Here is a 17922-nt window from a genome sequence, read left to right as displayed (position 1 = left end):
TTGGGTTCACATCCAGGGCATGTCGGGATCGAGTGGGTGGGAGATCACGCCGTCGTCGGGCTCGAGGGGGTAGTTCGCCGGGTGGAACTGGGCGCTCGAGGATCCGAAGAGGTCGGTGCCGCCGGGCTGGGTCAGCGAGGTGCCGGGTTCGACGAGGGTGACCTGCGGGGGCCGGTCCTCGTCCGGGGCGTCGCAGGAGACCATGGGCCAGGCGTCGGCGCATCCGATGCGGTCTCGTACCTGGACGGTGTACGGGGACACTGCGTGTGGAGCGGCCCCGTCGGCGGGTGCGGCACCAGCGGTGGCACCCTGCGCCATCAACACCCCCAGTCCTACGGCGACGCCTGCGGCGGCTGCGACGGCGGTGCGGGTGTTGATCGAGGTCATTGTGTTACTCCTGCCTGGTGGGTGTCGTCCGCGTCTTGCGAACGACACCCACTCTGCTCCGGGAGCGGGCCGGTGGTAACACCCACAGGGTGGGCATCCCCCCCACCCTGTGCGGGGTCGAATTCCACTCCTCGGGGTGGATCCGCGGGGGACGGCGATCCGGGGGCTACGGCTACAGAGCGGCCCGCACACGCCGTTCGAGTGTGAGCACACTGAAGCCCGCGACGACGAGGATCATCGCCATCGCGGAGAAGACCTCGCGGGGCGCAACGCCGGCGCTCAGCGCGGCACCGACGATCAGTGGGGCGGCGATTCCACCGAGTCGGCCGATTCCGAGTGCCCACCCCACTCCGGTCGAGCGCATGTCGGTCGGATAGAGGACTGTCGCCAACGCGATCACGCTCATCTGACCGCCGGTGACGCATGTCCCCGTGAGGAACGCCGCGACCAGAAGGACCACGGTGCTGCCGCCGCCGAGCACCCATCCAAGTAGGGCCACGAAACCGGCACCGACGAGATAGACCGTTCCGAGTGTGCGAAATGGGTTGGTGCGGTCCATGGCAGGGCCGATGAACATGGCCGCGGCGATGCCACCCACAGTGGTGAGAACAGTGCAAGCGATGACGACGCGTGACGATTCACCCAGGGAGCCGACGATTGTCGGAAGCCAGCTCTGGATGGCATAGAACGCCGCCAGGTTCGCACCGAAGGCAAGCCAGAGTAGAAGGGTGCTCAGCAACCACCGACCCCGTACGAGGTCGAGAACCGCTGAGGTTTTCCCCTTTTCCGCGGGGTGGCTGTCTTCTGATGCGTCCGTCCGGACGATGGCGTTGCAGGGCAGGGCGGGATCAAGGCGGCGAAGAGTGGCATTTGCGCGATCGCCGGCGCCGCGTAGAAGCAGGTATCGGGGGGATTCCGGAAGGTAACGCAGCAAGAACATCAACAGCACCAAAGGTACGGTGCCTCCGACGATGAACATCGCGCGCCAACCCCACAGCGGAATGAGGAATCCGGAGACGACCCCGGCCGCAACGAATCCGAAGGCGTACCAGCAGTAGATGAACATCACGAAGGACGAGCGTCGCCGTGCCGGCGCGAACTCACTGACAATTCCGACGAGACTGGGAATGGCGGCGCCGAGCCCAGCCCCCGTGAGGAATCGCAGTGCGATCAATTGCAGCGGCGATTCTGCGAATGCACACAGCAGGGTCAAGATGCCGAACATCGCGGTGCAGAAGACAACTGCGCGTCGCTGTCCGGATCGATGAGCGAGCGGTGCAAGACACAGGTAGCCGACCATCAGGCCGACGATGGCCGCGGAGAAGATCGGACCGAGGGAGGCAACGGGTAGTCCCCACTCGCGGGCGATGGACGGGGCCGCGAAACTGATTGCCTGAGTGTCGAAGCCATCGAGAAACATGACCGCGCCTGCGAGAGCGATTAGAAGGTGGTGGAAGCGGCCCACGGGCTGCCGGTCGATGAGTTCACCGACGCGTATGTCGGTGACGGATGCGTGCGAACTGGAGAGTTCAGAGGCCATTGAGACTTCGCTTTCGCTCAGGTGCGAGGTGAGTTGAATGGTGGTTCTGCGGCTTTCGTCGCGTGCCGCGAGCCCTTCTGGGAGCGGACGGTGGATCGGGGCCGGTGCTGAAACCATAGAATCGTGTTCCGTTACAGTCAATAGCTGTAACTAAACAGGCGGTATTACATTACGAACATTGACTGTAACGAAACGTCAATCTAGGCTTCGACCGCCGGAGGTCGGTGCGAAACCATTGGGGGCACTCGATGCCGCCGGGGCCGATCTACCCATCATCCCGAAGGAAAAACCAACGATGAACTCATTCGATCTCGCCATGCTGCTGCTGCGCGTCACGCTCGGCGTGACGATGGCTGCTCACGGCTACCACAAGATCTTTCTCGGTGGCCGAATTTCAGGTAACGCCAAGTGGTTCGAAAGCTTGGGCATGCGTCCGGGCTTCCTGCATGCTCGGGTGGCGGCCGGGACGGAGATCGTCGCCGGAATCGGTCTCGCGGCCGGACTCTTCACAACCGTCGCCGCGGCAGTGTTTGTGGCGCTGATGCTTGTTGCAGCGTGGACCGTGCACCGCACCAAGGGCTTCTACGTGATGACCTCGGGTTGGGAGTACACACTGGTCATCGCGGTATCCGCGGTGTGCGTTGCGGTGCTCGGTGCGGGGCGGCTCAGTATCGAGCAGTTGGTGTTCGGCGGCAATCCGGTCGCCGGGTGGGCGGGCCTCGTCATTGCTGCCGGGGTGGGAATTCTCGGCGGAGTAGGACAACTGGTGCTGTTCTATCGGCCCTCGAAGGTCGCGGTGGGCGCCTAGGAATCCGAAAACGGCGGTGGCCCCCACACTCGTGTGGGGGCCACCGGCCTATGGGGAGTCGCCGTGGAAGGTGGCGAATGAGGCGACGGGTTCTCGGGGAGTTCGGTGCCGGCTGAGCCGGTGCTCATGGTCCGCATATCCCAGCGCAAGTCCGCAGACGATCACCTGATCGTCGGGGATGTCGAGATGCCTGCGCAGAACCGGGTAGAAGTCGATGAACGATGCCTGGGGGCATGTGGCGAGTCCAGCGCCACGGGCAGCGAGCATCAATGCCTGCAGGAAGAGGCCCGCGTCTACGAGCGCACCGTCGAGTGGATGCCGACTGACCGACAGAATGATGCCGACGGGAGCGCCGAAGAAGTCGTAGTTGCGGCGATGGTGGGCCAGCCTGGCCGCTGAGTCGGTTGCCGCGATGCCCAAGGTGTTGCCGTACAGGCCCTCACCGAATTGGCGCCGACGCGTACGAAACGGCTCCGCCCATTCGTCCGGTTTGGGCTGGTAGTTGTACTCCCGCGTACTGACATGCTCCTCGCATTCGTGGGCAGCGAGAAGTGCTGATGTCAGGCGCGTCTTCGCTGAGCCGGTGACGACATGGACCTGCCACGGCTGGCAGTTCGAATTGCTGGCTGACCGTGCGGCCAACTCGAGCAGGTGTTCGACATCGTCGCGGGGGACCGGTGTCGGCAGGAAGGCCCGAACACTTCGCCTGCTCAGTAACGCCTGCTCGACGGTCGTGTCGTCATTCGCACGGCGTGCGGCGCGGGACGACGGCGGGGCGGTGGTGGTCACGTCATTCACAGTGCATGCACCCCCTTTCCTTGATCAGACGGTGGCGGCGGGTGTGATGTCGTAGGAGATCCGTCCAGCGGGCAGGTAGAACAGAGCGATCAGGGCACCGCCTCGCACCTCCGGGTAATGGTGGCTTCCCGGTCCGGGTGCGGTCCAGCCTGCGCCGCACCATCCGCGCGGACCGGCCAACTCGGCGCCGGGATCGAGGGGTACTACCAAGTTGAGTTCACCGTACGGATGCTGGTGATACTGGCCGCGGTACCGGGAAATGCTGTTCATGTAGACCGCGGTGACACTGAAGTAGTGGAGTTCCTCAGTCGGCGAGGCGATTCGGCTGCGGCGATATTTCGGTCCGTCGAGTTCCACATTTGCGGCCCACCCGTCGTTGACGCCTTCGGTGATCATTCGAGCCAGGTCGTCGTACAACTCGGTCCCGGGGCCGTAGTTGGTGTTGAGCCACCCCTCCAACTCGCCGCCGGCGGTCCGGTTCTTGACCTCGTCGAGAAACGGGATACTGCGATCGATCAGGGCCTGGCTGGGATTCATGACGCGCTCCTGGATGAGACTTCTGCCACGTCTGTGGCTACAGCCAGAATATGACTCAGTTAAGTTACAGTCAATATGTGTAACGAAACTGTTGGACTGTGAGGTGGCCGATTCGGCAACTCGACAGCCTCGTAGCGCCGCCGGCACGCAATCGGAGGTTCCAGCCTCGGTCCCCGAAGCGGGAGCTGGCTCGGTTACGATTGTCGACCGTAACGGAACGAGCAAGGGGTGGGTCATGGCGGAGAAGGCAGTCGGCACGGATTCGCAGGAGGGTGCCGACGCAGAGGCCGCCACCCGAGGGGGCCGGCCCCGTGATCCATCCCTCGACGACGCCATCATCCAGGCGACGCGCCGACGATTGGTGGTCGACGGCTACTCGCGAATGACATTGGGCGACATCGCATCCGATGCAGGTGTCACCCGCCCCACGCTCTACCGGCGGTGGCCGGGAAAATTCGAACTCGTCGTCGACGCCCTCGACTTCGGCTTCCGCGCGCAACGTGCGACCTACCCGAATCTGGAACTCGCGAGATTGCGACCGTTCGAGGCCTTCACCGAGGCCATCAGGCGCGTCGACCCGTGCTACTTCAATCCGGACGCGATGATTCTCATGGGCAACTTCATGGGCGAGGCCTTCCGAACACCCGAACTACTCGAGATCGTGCGTGAACACGCAGTGGAACCACGCGTCGATCTGGTCGAGCGCGTGCTCAATGATCTCCGAAGTCGCGGCGAAGTGCGCAAGGACATCGACACCCACACCCTGGCCACCATCTGCTTCGGCAGCTATTACGCCGCCTTTCTCCGCGGCGACAGCGATCGCGAGGATCTGGCCGAGAAGGTCGCGGCGACGCTGTGGCCGGGAATCGCGGCCGAGTAACCGTAGCCACGACAGTCCCGCGCCCAGTTACTCGGCGTCGGCGCGCTGGGCAGTGCCGAAGCGGCGTTGGAAGGCGGTCGGTGACATCGACAGCTCTCGGACGAAGACGCGTCGGAGACTTTCGTAGCTGGGGAATCCGGCGAGTGATGCTGCCTGTGTTGCGTTGTGTCCCTGGTCGAGGAGGGCCTTTGCCATGTCGAAGCGGATCAGTTCGACGTAGCGGGCCGGGGTGGTGGACAGTTCGGTTCGGAACAGGCGTGTGAGGTGTCGGGCGCTGACGTTGAGGTGTGTGGCGAGTTCGGTGAGGGAGTGGTTCCCGGCGGGGTCCGCTGTCACCAGGTCCACGATGTGTCGCAGGGCGGGTGTTCGTGGTGGTGGGCCCTGGAGTGGGGCAGAGAATTGTGATTGTCCGCCGGCGCGCTGCAGGTAGACCACGAGGTGCTGGGCGACGTCGCGGGTCCGGTCGGGGCCGTGGTCTTCCTCGACGAGTGCCAGTGCCAGGTCGATGCCCGCGCTGACACCGGCGGAGGTGTAGGTGGCGCCGTCGCGGACGTAGATCGAATCGGGTTCGACGTGGGTCGTGGGGTGCCGGGCGGCGAGTTGGTGTGCGACTTTCCAGTGTGTGGTGGCGCGTTTGCCATCCAGGAGTCCGGCCGCGGCGAGGATGAACGCCCCGGTGCAGATCGACCCGACCCGGGTCGCGCGCGCGGCGAGAGTGTTCGTGGCGTCGACGAGGTCGCGGGCGACGGCGGTTCGGGGGTAGATGTCGCCGCCGGCGACGAGGAAGGTGTCGGGGGCGGGCTCCGATTCGGCGTTGCCGTCGACTGAGAGGTGGATGCCGATCGACGAGGCCACGTCGGCGCCGGTGGGGGAGAGCAGCGCGATCCGGTAGTCGGCGCCGCAGCGATTGGCTTCTGCGAACACCTCGGCAGGACCGGCGACGTCGAGCAGTTTCACGCCGTCGTAGACGAGGATCGCGACCCGATGCGGGTGGGGGCTGCTGTCCACTCTTATCGCCTGTCCTGATTCGGGTGCTTCATGGCCAAAAGGGGGCGGCGCTGGGCCGGGATGTTCGGCATCGTAAGGGGGACGGGCACACCGTCCGTTCTACAACATCGACATCTGGAAGGGCAGGGCCCATGTCCGAAATCATCGCAGGAGTGGAAATTCCCGAGACACCGGCGGCGGAGGAGGCGACGCGCCTGATTCGAGAGACGACGAACCCGCTGATCTTCCACCACTCTCGGCGGGTGTTCCTCTTCAGCACGCTCAGGGGCCGGGAGCTCGGCCTGCGGCCGGACCCCGAGCTGCTGTACCTGTCTGCCCTGTTCCATGACGCGGGCCTGCTCCGCCCGTTCTCGGATGTCGAGCAGCGGTTCGAGCTCGATGGCGCCGACCACGCTCGCCAATTCCTGCTCGATCGGGGTTTTTCCGGTACCGCTGCCGAGGTGGTCTGGACGGCGATCGCGTTGCACACCACGCCGGGGATTCCGGGCCGGATGGGGGACGAGGTCGCTGCGACCAACTTCGGTGTCCTCACCGATGTGGTGGGGTTGGGTTTGGACGGGCTGGATCCGGGGCAGGTGGAGGAGATCCTCGCCGTTCATCCGCGAGGCGATTTCAAGAACGAGTTTCTGCAGGCATTCGTCGACGGGCTCGGCTACCGGCCGGACACGACGTACGGCACCGTCAATGCCGACGTGCTCGAACATTTCGTTCCGGGTTTCCGCCGCGTGAGCATGGTGGAGCGGATCATGGAATCGGCCTGGTCTGCGTGACCGGCACGCACCGCCTACTCGAAGGGAACATCATGACCGGCGTGAATCTCAGTAAGCAGCACCCGTCCGTGTACAAGAGTTTGATGAAGCTGGACGCGGACGTGAAGGCTGCCCTGGAAACGGCGGGAGTGGATCCGCTCCTGGTGGAGTTGGTGAAGATTCGCGTCTCGCAACTCAACGGCTGTGCCTTCTGCCTTCGCATGCACACCCGCGACGCCGTCGCGAAGGGGGAGACGACCGATCGGCTCGCTGTTGTCGCGGCGTGGTGGGAGGCGCAGTACTTCAGCGATCAGGAGCGCGCTGCGCTCGCTCTCGCCGAACAGGTCACCGCTCTTGCCGTTCCGGAACGGCGCACCTGGGACGACGGCTCGCTCACCGACGAGCAGGTGTCCGCGATCAGTTGGCTCGCGACTGTGATGAACGCCTGGAACCGGGTCGCGGTCACCAGCCACTATCCGGTTGCGCCGTAGAGTGCAACATTGCCAGCGGGATCTCAGGCGCTGCTCAGCTTCGGCTCCTACCGTGAGCAGAGAACCCATTGATCCCCAGGAGCGCTGCCATGTCGTCCTCCGCCACCGATCCGATTCCTTCGGATCCGACCTCGCCCAGTACTGCCGCCCGCACTTCGGGTGAGTCGCTCAGGCCGCAGCCACGGCCGGCGGCCAATGCCGGTTGGGCCGTGGCCTCCGTGTTGTTCTTCTGGCCGCTGGCCTTTTCCGCATTCACGCATGCATTCAACGTGTATCCGCTATGGGCGAGCGGCGACGTCGACGGCGCACAGGACGCGTCGGACCGAGTGCGCCGACTCGGGCAACTCTCGTTGTGGATCTTCGGGGGTCTGCTGCTCCTCTTCGTGATCCTCTACATCCTGGTCGCTGTCGTGGTCATCACTCATGGCGGTGGCCATCACGGCATGATGCACTACCGATACGGGTAACCGACGTACGCGCGACGCGCCCCCGCCACTGCTTTCGAGGGCAGTGAGCGGGGGCCGACATGCCGCTGGATCGGTTGCATCGAACTTGCAGCACATACTGAATGCTACTCGTACAAATCGACCGAACAGCGACGAATTCTGTTCTTTCCGAACAAGTCTCGGTAATGTACTGTGCGGACCGTGCGCAACGACAGGCCGACGCGACTGTGTCGCGTCGGCCTGCGCATCGTCGTTCGTGCCGGTGTGAACTAGTTGAGCTTCTGCGGCACACCGTAAGTCATGACCGTGTCACCGTCCGCGGTGACTGCCATGGCGTACGGACGGATCGTGACCGCACCGAGAGCGCCGGAAATGGAACCGTGGACGCCCTGCATCCTCACCGAGGCCGCCGGTCCGTCGAACTCCTGTCCCTCCAGGATCGGGACGGTGGTGATTCCGCCCGGCTCCAGGTCGATGTCGAGTTCCTGCGACGGAATGATGTCGCCCGCGAGTGTGGCGCTGGTGCCCGCGTTCAGTCCCAGAGTGAGGTCCGGGACGAGCCCGAGGTCGATGCCGTTGCTCGAGCCGATCGCAAACCCGAGACCGGGTGTGTTCAGGACGATCGTTGCGCCTGCCAACGCAATCGGGTAACCGATCTGGTAGCCGACGGTGAGCTGTGTGCCCTTGAATTCCGCCGCATTCGGCCCAGTGATGTTGACCCCGGCATAGCCGTTGTGGAAGAACTCCACGCTGGTGGGTACGCCGTCGAGCGGCGGTACAACCTGGTACGAGGTGTCGCCCTGCAGGACTTCGATCCGGTTACCGGCGGCGTCGACGACCGAGCTGGAATTGTCCACGCCGGCCGACGCCGTGCCATTGCCCATGACCATGGCGAGCGCTGCGATGCCCGCGACAGCGACAGTCCGAGTCAATCTCATGTACCCAAAGCGAGATGTGCTGATGTCCGTCATGCCGACCCCATTCAGAGTGCTTCAAAACAGAGATGAAGAAATATGCGAAGCGTAACCACGGGGCCGCACAGAATCTCGGTATTGATCAGAAGTTCACGACGAACTTCCTGCGTCCGAGGGGCGTCGTCTCGGTAGGTTGGCCTCATGCGTTATGGCGTCACGCTGCCACCGTTCGTGGAGTGGTCCGACCCGTTGACGGTTGTCGAGATGGCAGCCGAGGCGGATGCGGCGGGCTGGGATGGCTTCTTCCTGTGGGATCACGTGACGTGGAACCCTGCGTGGGGTGGCGCGCCGCCCATCGCTGACGCGTGGACGTGTCTGGCTGCCGCGGCGACGGCAACTTCTCACGTGCTGCTGGGGACGCTGGTGACGCCGCTGGCGCGTCGGCGGCCGCAGATTTTGGCACGTCAGGTCCTGACCGTCGACCATCTCTCGGGTGGACGCGCGCTCCTGGGCGTGGGCTTGGGCGCTGACTACGACTTCAAGGTCTTCGGGGAGCCGTTGACGGCTCGCGGTGAGGTCCTCGACGAATCGTTGGCCGTCCTGGCGGCGATGTTCGCCGGTGGTCCGGTCGACTTCGACGGCCGATACCACCACGTGCATTGCCCACCGATGCTGCCGACGCCGGTGAACGGCGCGATCCCGATCTGGGTCGGCGGTCACTGGCCGAACCGGGCGCCGTTCGAGCGGGCGGTTCGCTTCGAAGGCGTGGTTCCCCGCAAGGCCGACGACGAAACGGGGCTGATCACCACCGATGACCTCCGTGCGATCCGGGTCGCGGTCGGGCGGGAGGACGATTTCGCGTACGTGGCGAGCGGCTCGACGTCTGGGCCCGATGATGTTGCCGCGGTGTCGGAGTGGGTCGGGGCCGGTGCGACATGGTGGCTGGAGAGTCTGTACCCGTTCGGTGGGCGCGCCGGGCAGATGCGGGACCGCCTGCGGGCCGGACCGCCTCGCGTCCCGGATCGGTAGAGACCGTAAGGGGTCTGCGACGCATGCTCGTGTCCTGATGTCGGCGACGGTCACCCGTGTGCTTTGAGATCACCGCGGACTGTGGGGAGCGTCGTGTTCGGTGTCGACTTCTTCCTGGGCACTCGCACGCCCACGGTCAGACCCTGCACATCATCCAGGGAACCGCCTTTTTGCAGTCTCGCGGCGGCCAGAAGGTCGAAGCGCATGCCGGCCAAACCCTCTACTGCCCACCGAACGAAGAACACTGGCACGGAGCCAGCTCCGACTCGTTCATGGAACACCTGGCCATGCTCGACAACGCTGACGACCCGGCCACCACCACGACCTGGCTCGACCACGTCACCGACGACGAATACCTGGCGGGATAGCCGTCCTCACGCACCCGTCCGGGCATTTACATCAAACTGATTTGATGTATCTGGTGGTATCCTGGTGTTGTGGTGTTGGTGCGTCAGCCCGTCCCGTCGTTCGTGCAACTGGCTGCTCATCCGTTGCGGTGGCAGCTGTTGGCGGCGCTGTCCGGCGGCGACTACCGGGTCCGGGAGATGGTGACTCTGGTGGGTCAACCGCAGAACCTCATCTCCTATCACTTGCGCCTGCTGCGCGACGGCGGGCTGGTGAGGGCTACCCGCAGCAGCTTCGACGGCCGTGACAGCTACTACCACCTGGATCTGGACTGCTGCGCCGAGATGCTGACCGGCGCCGCCGCCGCGCTGCACCCGGCGCTCGGACTGAATCCCGCATCCCCGCGGTTAGATTCGCACGCACCGGTCTCGGTGCTGTTCGTGTGCACCGGCAACAGTGCCCGTTCCGTGATGGCGGAGGCTCTGCTGCGGCAGCGCACGAACGGCGGGGTCGAAGCGCACAGTGCCGGTACCCGTCCGAAATCAGTAATGCACCCGAATGTGGTGCGGGTGCTGCGAGAAGAGTTCGGGATCGACATCTCCGGCCAGGATCCCCGCCACCTCGATACCCTCGCCGACCACCGGTTCGACACGGTAGTCACCCTGTGCGACAAAGCCCGTGAAGTCTGTCCGGACTTCGGCGACGACGCGCGCTGGATCCACTGGAGCATCCCGGACCCGTCGGCTCCCGGCGGCACCGACGCGGACACATACCCGGCATTCCAGGCGACCGCCGCCGAGATCGACACCCGCATCCGGTACCTGTTACCAATCCTCACCGCCGAAACGTGAAAAGGAGTTTGCGATGACCTCACCCGACGAATACGCCAGTGTTCGCTACCTTGTCGATGATGTGGCCGCAGCCATCGACTTCTACACCAGCCACCTCGGTTTCACCCTGCACTCCAATCCGGCCCCCGCCTTCGCCGACGTGATCCGCGGGTCGCTGAGGCTCCTGCTGTCGGGCCCGGCCAGTTCGGGTGCTCGCGCAACCCCGGCCGACAATGCCGGTGCGGGCAGAAACCGCATTCACCTCATCGTCGGCGACCTCGACGCCGAAGTCACCCGCATGCGCGATGCCGGCGTCGCATTCCACAGCGATGTGGTCGCCGGTCCGGGCGGGCGTCAGATCCTGATCGCCGACCCTGCCGGCAATCTGATCGAACTGTTCCAGCCCGCCACCTGAGGAGCCGGTGGGATCGGCTGGCCGGCTCGTCCGGGTGATCGACACGAGACGCGCTACCGTGAACACCGTCCACCGTCATCTCGACAGCGGGGAGTGGTCAGTGAAAATGTGGATCAGGTGTTTCCAGGCCTCCCCGAACGCATCCGGGGTTTTGTTGTGCTTTCCACATGGTGGTGGGACAGCAGGTGCCTATCGAAAACTGGCCCAGGCACTTTTCCCGCGAATCGAGTTGCTCGCGGTGCAGTATCCGGGTCGGCAGGATCGCCTCGGCGACGAGATGATGTCCGACATCGGCGCTATCGCGGAGCAGGTTGTGCGCGAGTCGACTCCGCCTGCGGGTAGGCGTCTTGCAGTGTTCGGTCACAGTATGGGTGCCACAGTTGCGTTCGAGGCGGCGCGACGATTCGAGCAGCGAGGTCACGCGCTCGTGGCACTGTTCGTCTCTGGTCGAACGGCACCGAGTGTCGTCCAGCCGACGATGTTGCACTTGGCCGGCGATCAGGCCTTGCTCGGCGACATGCGCCGGCTCGGCGGTGCGGACTCGAACGTGGTGCAGATGCTGATCGAGAACCCCGACCTGGCGGAGATGGTGTTACCGAGCGTGCGTAACGACTACAAGGCCGTGGAGACCTACAGGTACAAGTCCGGGCCGGACGTGTCATGTCCGATTGTCGCCCTTCGCGGCGACGCCGACCCGTCGGTGACCGAGACCGACATCCGGCTCTGGAGCGAATTCACGACCGGGTCCTTCGACACCCGCGAATTCTCGGGCAGTCATTTCTATATCGATGACCACGTGGACGAGATCGCTTCTCTGGTGGGCTCCCGATTCGACTGAGCCGGACGAAACAGGTAGCAGACCGATCAGGAATAAAGAAGCGCCGGTCCTAGGACTGCCCTTAGCGTGGACATCGAGCGGTCGCCGACTCGGCCGCCGGACCCTGAGGAGACAAGTATGAGTGCCACGATCCGCAGCCTGGTGATTCCGGTATCCGACCTGGACGCCGCGAAGGCCGTCTACACCGCGCTGCTCGGCGAACCGCACACCGACCAGCCCTACTACGTCGGATACAACGTCGACGGCTTCGAGGTCGCCTTGAATCCCGGCGAAGAGGGCGGGGGACCGGTGGCCTTCGCCGACGTCGAGGATCTCGATGCGGCCCGCGAGACCCTGCTCGCGGCAGGTGCGACCGAGCGCAGCGCCCCGCGCCAGGTCGCCCCGGAGGCGCGGGTGTGCGTGCTCGCCGACGCCGACGGCAACCCGATCGGTCTGCGCGGCAAGTAGCAGTCGGCGTGGCCGGGACCTACGCCACGTTCGGCGGGTCCCGGCCCTTGTCCGCTTTATCACGTTGAACCGGCTTCGACGCGGGCAGTGAATTCAGACAATTACCTTGTGGCGCCGAGCAGTTCGTCGGAGATGATCCGCATCTGGATCTCGCTGGTGCCCTCGAAGATCTTCGTCAACCGGGCATCCCGCCAGTGCCGCTCCACCTGGAAATCCGTGGTGTACCCGGCACCGCCGTGGATCTGCACCGCCTCACTGGTCACCCGCTCCGCCATCTCCGTCGCCACCAACTTGCACATCGACGCCTCCAACGAACACCGCCGACCGGTATCGATATCGGTGGCCACCGCATACATCAACTGCCGCGCNGCCTCGATATCGGCCGCCATCTTCGCGACCTTGAACCGCAGATGCTGAAAATCCGCCAACTCGCGCCCGAACTGNCGNCGGGTGTGCAGATACGCGATCGAATCCTCCAACGCCGCCCGCGCCAACCCGATCGCCCGCGCCGCCGTGTGCGCCCGACCCACCTCCAACCCGGACACCGCCAGGTAGAAGCCCTTGCCCTCCTCGCCGAGCATCGCGGTCGCCGACACCCGGAAATTGTCGAACGACAGCTCCCAGGTGCTCCACCCGAAGTACCCGATCTTGCGGATCTTCGTCCCGCTGACCCCGGCCGGGAACCCCCCGCGCTCCTTGTCGATCAGGAACGCNCTGATCCCGCGGTGCGGCTTCGCCGGATCCTTGTGCGGGTCGGTGCGCGCGAACAACACCAGNTAATCGGCCTCGTCGGCGTAGGTGCACCACATCTTCGTGCCACTGACCACCCAGTCGTCGCCGTCGCGGGTCGCGCGGCAGGAAATGTTCGCCACATCCGACCCNGCCTCGGCCTCCGACAACGCGTACGCCCCCAGATACTCACCCCGCGCGACCTTCGGCAGCAGCGCCGACTCCTGCTCCGGGGTGAANCCGCCGCCCATCCCGTTGCCGCGGGCCAGCANNCCGGACACACTCATCCACGCCCGCGACAACTCCTCCGCCACCAGGCAGTACTCGAACACCCCCAACCCCAGACCACCGTGCTCCTCCGGGATCATGATCCCGAAGAACCCCACCTCGGCCATCGCCTTCTTCAACGTNTCCGGGATCGTGCCCTGCACCGGATCCAACTCGTTCGCGACCGGCAGCACCTGCGTCATCGCGAACTCGCGAGCCAGGTCCCGGATCGCCANGCGGTCCTCGGTCAGATACCGCGGTGAATCGGTACGCGGCTGCGACGGCCGATGCGTCATGAAGGCTCCTCCACTCGTACTACGGGGCGCGTGAAACGGGGAACTCGCGGTTCCGCACTCGGATCACATTAACGCTTGTTCACCCAGTAGAGCACGGCCGGGAGCGCATCGTCAATGCCGAACTGCGCGGATCAGGCCGGGCGGTAGCCCACCAGGTTGAGCGCGTACACGCCGTACGAATCCGCTACCGCCTGCGCGGACAGGGGGCCGTCCGGCCGGTACCAGAGCGCGATGCCTGCACACATGGTCAGCACGGCGGTCACCGCCTGGTGGACGTGCGGGACGTCGAAGTCACCGCCCGCGACCCCCGCCTCGGCGATGGTGACGAACAGGTGCTCCTGGGCGTCGCGCGAGCCCACGACCCGTTTGCGATCGACCTCGTCGAGATAGCGTAGTTCGGTGTTGGCCACCAGGCATGCGCGCTGGTTGCGTGCGGTGTAGAGCGAGTGCGCGACCACCGCGGCCGTCCACTGCTCCGCGGGCGCGGCACCCGCCTTGCGCAGCGCGTTCCGGGTCGCGGTGAACTGCTCGTCGCTGGCCGCGCGCAGGATCTCGACGAGGAGTTCGTCCTTGTTGTCGAAGTGGTTGTAGACGTTGGCGGCACTGCACCCGGCACGTTTGGCGATGGTTCGCATGGTCGCGGCATGAAAGCCGGCGGTGTAGAACTCCTCCAGTGCTGCGTCCAGAATCCGCTCCCTGACGTGGGGAATCAACGCGCTGCTTGACCGAGTGTTCATCCCTCGGAGGGTAGAGGCAGCGCGCGACGCGGGCAACGATCCGGCCGGAAATAGCTGTTCAGCGCCACTCCATGGAGGGGATGCGTGGGACCGACGCTCGGCCTTGACCCACGACACAACGTCGATTATGGTCCCCATCACATGAACGGTCGTTAATGATCGCTTCGCACATTCCGCACATCGCACCGTGGAGGTATGCCACCTTGAGCACCCTCGAAGAACGAATTGGCCGACTGGAAGACCTGGAGGCCATCCGATACCTCGACGCGCAGTACTGCCGCCATCTCGACGACGGCAACTGGGACGCGTTGATGGACCTGTTCACCGACGACGGCGAATTCGACGGATTGTCCAACCCGAAGGGCAAGAGCGAGGTGCGGGAGTTCTTCGCCGGACTCGCTCCCGGTGGGCTCACCGCGTTCTGGCACTTCATCACCAACCTGGAGATCGACCTCGACGGAGATCGCGCGACCGTCCGCTCGTTCCTGTGGCAGCCGTGCGTGACCGACGGCACCGCCTCGATCGCCGCCGGCCGCTACACCGACGAGGCCGTCAAGGTCGACGGTCGCTGGTTGTATCGCGTCAAGCAGGTGCGTTTCCACTACTTCGGGCCGCTGGCCGAGGGCTGGGACGAGAACCGGTTCGCCCTCGAGTCGGCGCGGCGCGCGGCGGTGAACGCATGACCACCGAATCGCCCACCGCGGCGTCGAGAGCATGGTCGCCGATCCTCGCGCTACCCGAGTTCGTCGAACTGCGGCGTCGCCGCCGGCTGTACGTCGCGAAAAGTGACTCGAGGGGCGATGCGCTCACAACTCATCGACATCGGAGATATCATTACAGCTCAACATGATTGCCGACTTCGGGGGGAGTCCCACATGACTGAGTTGCGTAGGGCGATCGTCTACGTCCGTGTGAGCAGCGACGCTAAGGGTCACGGTCGATCGGTCGCCGAGCAGAAAGCCGAGTGCCGCATGATCTGCGAACGCGAAGGTTGGCGTGTCGCAATGGTTATCGAGGATAATGACCTGTCGGCGAGTCGTTACGCCCGCAAGGCAAGACCGGGATACGAACGACTCTGGGAAGTACTGCGCCCCAATGATGTGCTTGTCGTTTGGGAAGCGTCACGCGCGCAACGGGACCTCGAAGCCTACGTACAGCTGCGGAACTTATGCCATGACCGCAGCGTGCTGCTGTCCTACAGCGGCCAGACCTACGACCTCAGCAAGGGCAATGACCGATTCACGACCGCACTCGATGCACTGCTTGCCGAGCGGGCTTCAGATGAGATGAGCGCACGCACTCTCCGAGCGCTGAGTGCGAACGCCGCAGCCGGACGAGCCCACGGAAAGATCCCGTACGGCTACAAAGCTGTCCGCGATCCCGTCACTGGTCGGATTGTCCAGCGAGCGCGCGATGATGCCGAGGCGAAGGTGATTCGCGAAATCGTCGAGCGCCTACTCGGTGGCGAGTCGCTCTACCGAATCGCCGCTGATCTCACCGAGCGAAGCGTGCCAACACCAGGCAAGTCGACCAAGTGGCACGGCTCCCACATCTCGAAAATGATGCGGCGCGCCACGTATGCCGGGCTCAGATCGCACAACGGCGAGATCATCGGACCCGGCCGGTGGGAAGCACTGATCACCGAACAGGAATACCGCAGGCTGACAGCTATACTCGAGGCTCCCGAGCGGTTAACGCACCGAGGCCCCGAGCCCGCCCATCTGCTGTCCGGTATCGCGGAGTGTGGCGTCTGCGGCGGACCAATGCGCCGCTTGAAGGGCCACGGTTACCCGGCATACACCTGCGATGCGAAAGGTCGACATGTCAGCCGGAGCGTGAAGCACCTCGACGAGTACGTGACGGGTGCTGTGCTGGCAGTACTACAAGATCCCCGCCTGATCGCGGCGATGAATGATGAGCGTGCCGAAAACGAACACCTCGATACGGCGCGAGCCCTTCGAATTCGCCTTGAAGAGTTCTACATAGCTGCGTCAGAAGGCGATATTACGGCTGCTGCCCTGGGCCACATCGAGTCTCGACTTCTGCCACAGATCGAGGAAGCCGAACAGCGCGGGCGTCAGGTATTCATCAACCCGATGGTGACAAAGGTCGCAGGACCTGGCGCACAGGAAAGTTGGACCGGGTTGTCCCTCATCGAGCAACGCGACCTCGTGCGGTCGATTGTGCGGGTCACGGTACTCAAACAGCCGACGCGATTCTTCGACAAGGCTTGCGTCGTACTGGAGTGGCGTGTCTGAAATGATTGTTCGCGCACGAAGGTAGTCGGATCGCGGCCCGGTTCGCGTACGAGTTCCACGACACCGATGGACAGCGGTTGCGCGCGTACGGCAACGAGAACTGGCAGTTCGACGACAACGGTCTTATGCGGTGGCGTCACGCCAGCATCAACGACGTGCCGATCGACGAATCCGACCGCAAGTTCTTCTGGGACATGTCCGGCGTGCGACCGTCAGATCACCCCGGGCTGAGCGATCTCGGCTCTGACCGGCACACGAGGACTAGTCATGCCACGAGCAGTAGCCGAGCGCGGGGACGTCGTCCCGGTGCTGGCGGCGGAATTCCGATCCCACGGGATCAACGGCGCAAGTCTGGCCGTTCTCACCGAACACACCGGACTCGGCAAAGGCAGTCCGTACAACCTCTCCCCCCGCGGAAAGGACGAGATGGCCGAGGCCGTCCTCGACGTGGCTGACGCCTGGTCCCAGACCGCCGTGTACGGGCTGCTGCGAGCGTCCGAGCCCGCCGCCGCCCGTCTAGAGCGGATGTTCGACGGGGTCGAGACGCACTTCCGGTCGGGACGCCCGAATCTGCCTGTTCGGCGCGTTCGCGCCTGGCCTCGAACGCGAACGCGTCGCGGATCGGGTCCGGGCCTACTTCACCGACTGGGTCGATTCGCTCGCCGGTGCCGTCGCCGACGCCGGCCACGGCAGGCAGTCGCGTGCGCTTGCCGAGGAGGTTGGCACGGGGATCCAGACAGCTTCACGCGGATCCTGATCCGGCTTCGCCGCGCAGTCGCGGATTCGACGCAATCACGCGCGTACGATTCGTCACCGAATGCGGAAACTCGCGAAGTGAGGCAGCCGTGATCTTCATCGTCGTGAACTTCACCATGAAACCGGACCACGCGAACGGCTGGCTCGACCTGGTGCAGCCGTTCACCGACGCGACCCGAAACGAACCGGGCAACCTGTGGTTCTACTGGTCGCGGTCGGTGAACGATCCCAACCTGTACGTTCTCGTCGAAGCGTTCCGCGACGACGACGCCGCGGCCGCCCACGTGCAGAGCGAGCATTTCCAGAATGCGCTGCGCGTATTGAAGCCCGCCCTCGCCCGGACGCCGCGGATCATCAACACCACGATCGACGGCACCGAGTGGTCACAGATGGGTGAGCTCGAGGTCGACTGACCGC

General features: G+C 64.7%; 21 protein-coding genes and 2 pseudogenes. 15 read left to right on the top strand and 8 right to left on the bottom strand.

The genetic code is table 11. From position 1 onward, the window contains the following. Positions 1-6: 6 nt before the first annotated feature. Positions 7-387 carry a hypothetical protein gene (locus CA951_RS21990; protein WP_087558832.1) on the bottom strand — a complete coding sequence of 127 codons (381 nt, stop codon included), beginning with the start codon at positions 385-387 and terminating at the stop codon, positions 7-9. A 172-nt stretch (positions 388-559) separates the two neighbouring features. Next, positions 560-1927: an MFS transporter gene (locus tag CA951_RS21985; protein WP_087558831.1), complete on the bottom strand. Its 1368-nt coding sequence runs from the start codon at positions 1925-1927 to the stop codon at positions 560-562. Between the two features lie 295 nt (positions 1928-2222). Here CA951_RS21985 and CA951_RS21980 point away from each other — a divergent pair, with 295 nt between their 5' ends. Continuing rightward, entirely contained in the window at positions 2223-2735 is a 513-nt protein-coding gene (locus tag CA951_RS21980; protein ID WP_087558830.1) for a DoxX family protein, read from the top strand. 48 nt (positions 2736-2783) lie between these two features. Here CA951_RS21980 and CA951_RS21975 read toward each other — a convergent pair whose 3' ends face one another. Beyond that, a complete protein-coding gene (locus CA951_RS21975) occupies positions 2784-3524 on the bottom strand; it encodes a nitroreductase (RefSeq protein ID WP_256974029.1) in 741 nt (246 codons plus the stop codon). Between the two features lie 33 nt (positions 3525-3557). Further along, positions 3558-4070 carry a DUF4863 family protein gene (locus CA951_RS21970; protein ID WP_087558828.1) on the bottom strand — a complete coding sequence of 171 codons (513 nt, stop codon included), beginning with the start codon at positions 4068-4070 and terminating at the stop codon, positions 3558-3560. Positions 4071-4305: 235 nt separating this feature from the next. Here CA951_RS21970 and CA951_RS21965 point away from each other — a divergent pair, with 235 nt between their 5' ends. After that, positions 4306-4950: a TetR/AcrR family transcriptional regulator gene (locus CA951_RS21965; RefSeq protein WP_087558827.1), complete on the top strand. Its 645-nt coding sequence runs from the start codon at positions 4306-4308 to the stop codon at positions 4948-4950. A gap of 27 nt (positions 4951-4977) precedes the next feature. Here CA951_RS21965 and CA951_RS21960 read toward each other — a convergent pair whose 3' ends face one another. After that, positions 4978-5964 carry a GlxA family transcriptional regulator gene (locus tag CA951_RS21960; protein ID WP_087558826.1) on the bottom strand — a complete coding sequence of 329 codons (987 nt, stop codon included), beginning with the start codon at positions 5962-5964 and terminating at the stop codon, positions 4978-4980. 125 nt (positions 5965-6089) lie between these two features. Here CA951_RS21960 and CA951_RS21955 point away from each other — a divergent pair, with 125 nt between their 5' ends. From CA951_RS21955 to CA951_RS21945, 3 genes are all read left to right on the top strand, one after another. Then, positions 6090-6728 (top strand): HD domain-containing protein, encoded by a 639-nt coding sequence (locus CA951_RS21955; RefSeq protein WP_087558825.1) that lies wholly within the window; start codon positions 6090-6092, stop codon positions 6726-6728. A 32-nt stretch (positions 6729-6760) separates the two neighbouring features. Then, a complete protein-coding gene (locus tag CA951_RS21950) occupies positions 6761-7198 on the top strand; it encodes a carboxymuconolactone decarboxylase family protein (RefSeq protein ID WP_087558989.1) in 438 nt (145 codons plus the stop codon). A gap of 89 nt (positions 7199-7287) precedes the next feature. Next, positions 7288-7665: a CD225/dispanin family protein gene (locus CA951_RS21945; RefSeq protein ID WP_087558824.1), complete on the top strand. Its 378-nt coding sequence runs from the start codon at positions 7288-7290 to the stop codon at positions 7663-7665. Between the two features lie 248 nt (positions 7666-7913). Here the strand turns inward: CA951_RS21945 and CA951_RS21940 are convergent, their stop codons facing one another. After that, on the bottom strand, positions 7914-8615 hold the full coding sequence (locus tag CA951_RS21940; RefSeq protein WP_087558823.1) for an MspA family porin: 702 nt from the start codon (positions 8613-8615) through the stop codon (positions 7914-7916). 144 nt (positions 8616-8759) lie between these two features. Here CA951_RS21940 and CA951_RS21935 point away from each other — a divergent pair, with 144 nt between their 5' ends. The 6 genes and pseudogenes from CA951_RS21935 to CA951_RS21910 all read left to right on the top strand — a co-directional run bounded on the left by CA951_RS21935 (position 8760) and on the right by CA951_RS21910 (position 12462). Then, the gene (locus CA951_RS21935) at positions 8760-9587 is read left to right on the top strand and encodes an LLM class flavin-dependent oxidoreductase (RefSeq protein ID WP_087558822.1); all 828 of its coding nucleotides are present in this window, start codon (positions 8760-8762) and stop codon (positions 9585-9587) included. Between the two features lie 119 nt (positions 9588-9706). Continuing rightward, a pseudogene (locus CA951_RS21930) lies at positions 9707-9955 on the top strand (cupin domain-containing protein); the annotation flags it as partial. 69 nt (positions 9956-10024) lie between these two features. Then, positions 10025-10783, top strand: a complete 759-nt coding sequence (locus CA951_RS21925; protein ID WP_087558820.1) for an ArsR family transcriptional regulator — start codon at positions 10025-10027, stop codon at positions 10781-10783. Between the two features lie 13 nt (positions 10784-10796). Continuing rightward, on the top strand, positions 10797-11177 hold the full coding sequence (locus CA951_RS21920; protein ID WP_087558819.1) for a VOC family protein: 381 nt from the start codon (positions 10797-10799) through the stop codon (positions 11175-11177). Between the two features lie 58 nt (positions 11178-11235). Continuing rightward, positions 11236-12015, top strand: coding sequence for a thioesterase II family protein (locus CA951_RS21915; RefSeq protein WP_256974028.1), 780 nt, complete (start codon positions 11236-11238; stop codon positions 12013-12015). A gap of 117 nt (positions 12016-12132) precedes the next feature. After that, positions 12133-12462, top strand: coding sequence for a VOC family protein (locus tag CA951_RS21910; RefSeq protein ID WP_087558818.1), 330 nt, complete (start codon positions 12133-12135; stop codon positions 12460-12462). A 101-nt stretch (positions 12463-12563) separates the two neighbouring features. On the opposite strand, the gene CA951_RS21905 is transcribed toward CA951_RS21910, so the two are convergent. Both CA951_RS21905 and CA951_RS21900 read right to left on the bottom strand, forming a co-directional pair. Further along, entirely contained in the window at positions 12564-13754 is a 1191-nt protein-coding gene (locus CA951_RS21905) for an acyl-CoA dehydrogenase family protein (RefSeq protein WP_087558817.1), read from the bottom strand. Between the two features lie 131 nt (positions 13755-13885). Beyond that, on the bottom strand, positions 13886-14491 hold the full coding sequence (locus tag CA951_RS21900) for a TetR/AcrR family transcriptional regulator (RefSeq protein ID WP_179220270.1): 606 nt from the start codon (positions 14489-14491) through the stop codon (positions 13886-13888). A 203-nt stretch (positions 14492-14694) separates the two neighbouring features. Here CA951_RS21900 and CA951_RS21895 point away from each other — a divergent pair, with 203 nt between their 5' ends. The 4 genes and pseudogenes from CA951_RS21895 to CA951_RS21875 all read left to right on the top strand — a co-directional run bounded on the left by CA951_RS21895 (position 14695) and on the right by CA951_RS21875 (position 17918). Beyond that, complete coding sequence (locus CA951_RS21895) at positions 14695-15174, top strand: nuclear transport factor 2 family protein (RefSeq protein WP_087558986.1); 480 nt, start codon at positions 14695-14697, stop codon at positions 15172-15174. 192 nt (positions 15175-15366) lie between these two features. Next, positions 15367-16749, top strand: coding sequence for a recombinase family protein (locus tag CA951_RS21890; RefSeq protein WP_087558816.1), 1383 nt, complete (start codon positions 15367-15369; stop codon positions 16747-16749). Between the two features lie 5 nt (positions 16750-16754). After that, a pseudogene (locus CA951_RS43820) lies at positions 16755-16991 on the top strand (DUF1348 family protein); the annotation flags it as partial. Positions 16992-17594: 603 nt separating this feature from the next. Next, positions 17595-17918, top strand: a complete 324-nt coding sequence (locus CA951_RS21875) for a putative quinol monooxygenase (protein WP_087558815.1) — start codon at positions 17595-17597, stop codon at positions 17916-17918. The last annotated feature ends 4 nt before the right edge of the window (positions 17919-17922 follow it).

This window comes from Rhodococcus sp. NCIMB 12038, assembly GCF_002165735.1.
Classification (GTDB): Bacteria; Actinomycetota; Actinomycetes; order Mycobacteriales; family Mycobacteriaceae; genus Rhodococcus_F.
The sequence above is the reverse complement of the archived record's forward strand: the minus strand, read 5'-3'. Positions and strand labels throughout refer to the sequence as shown.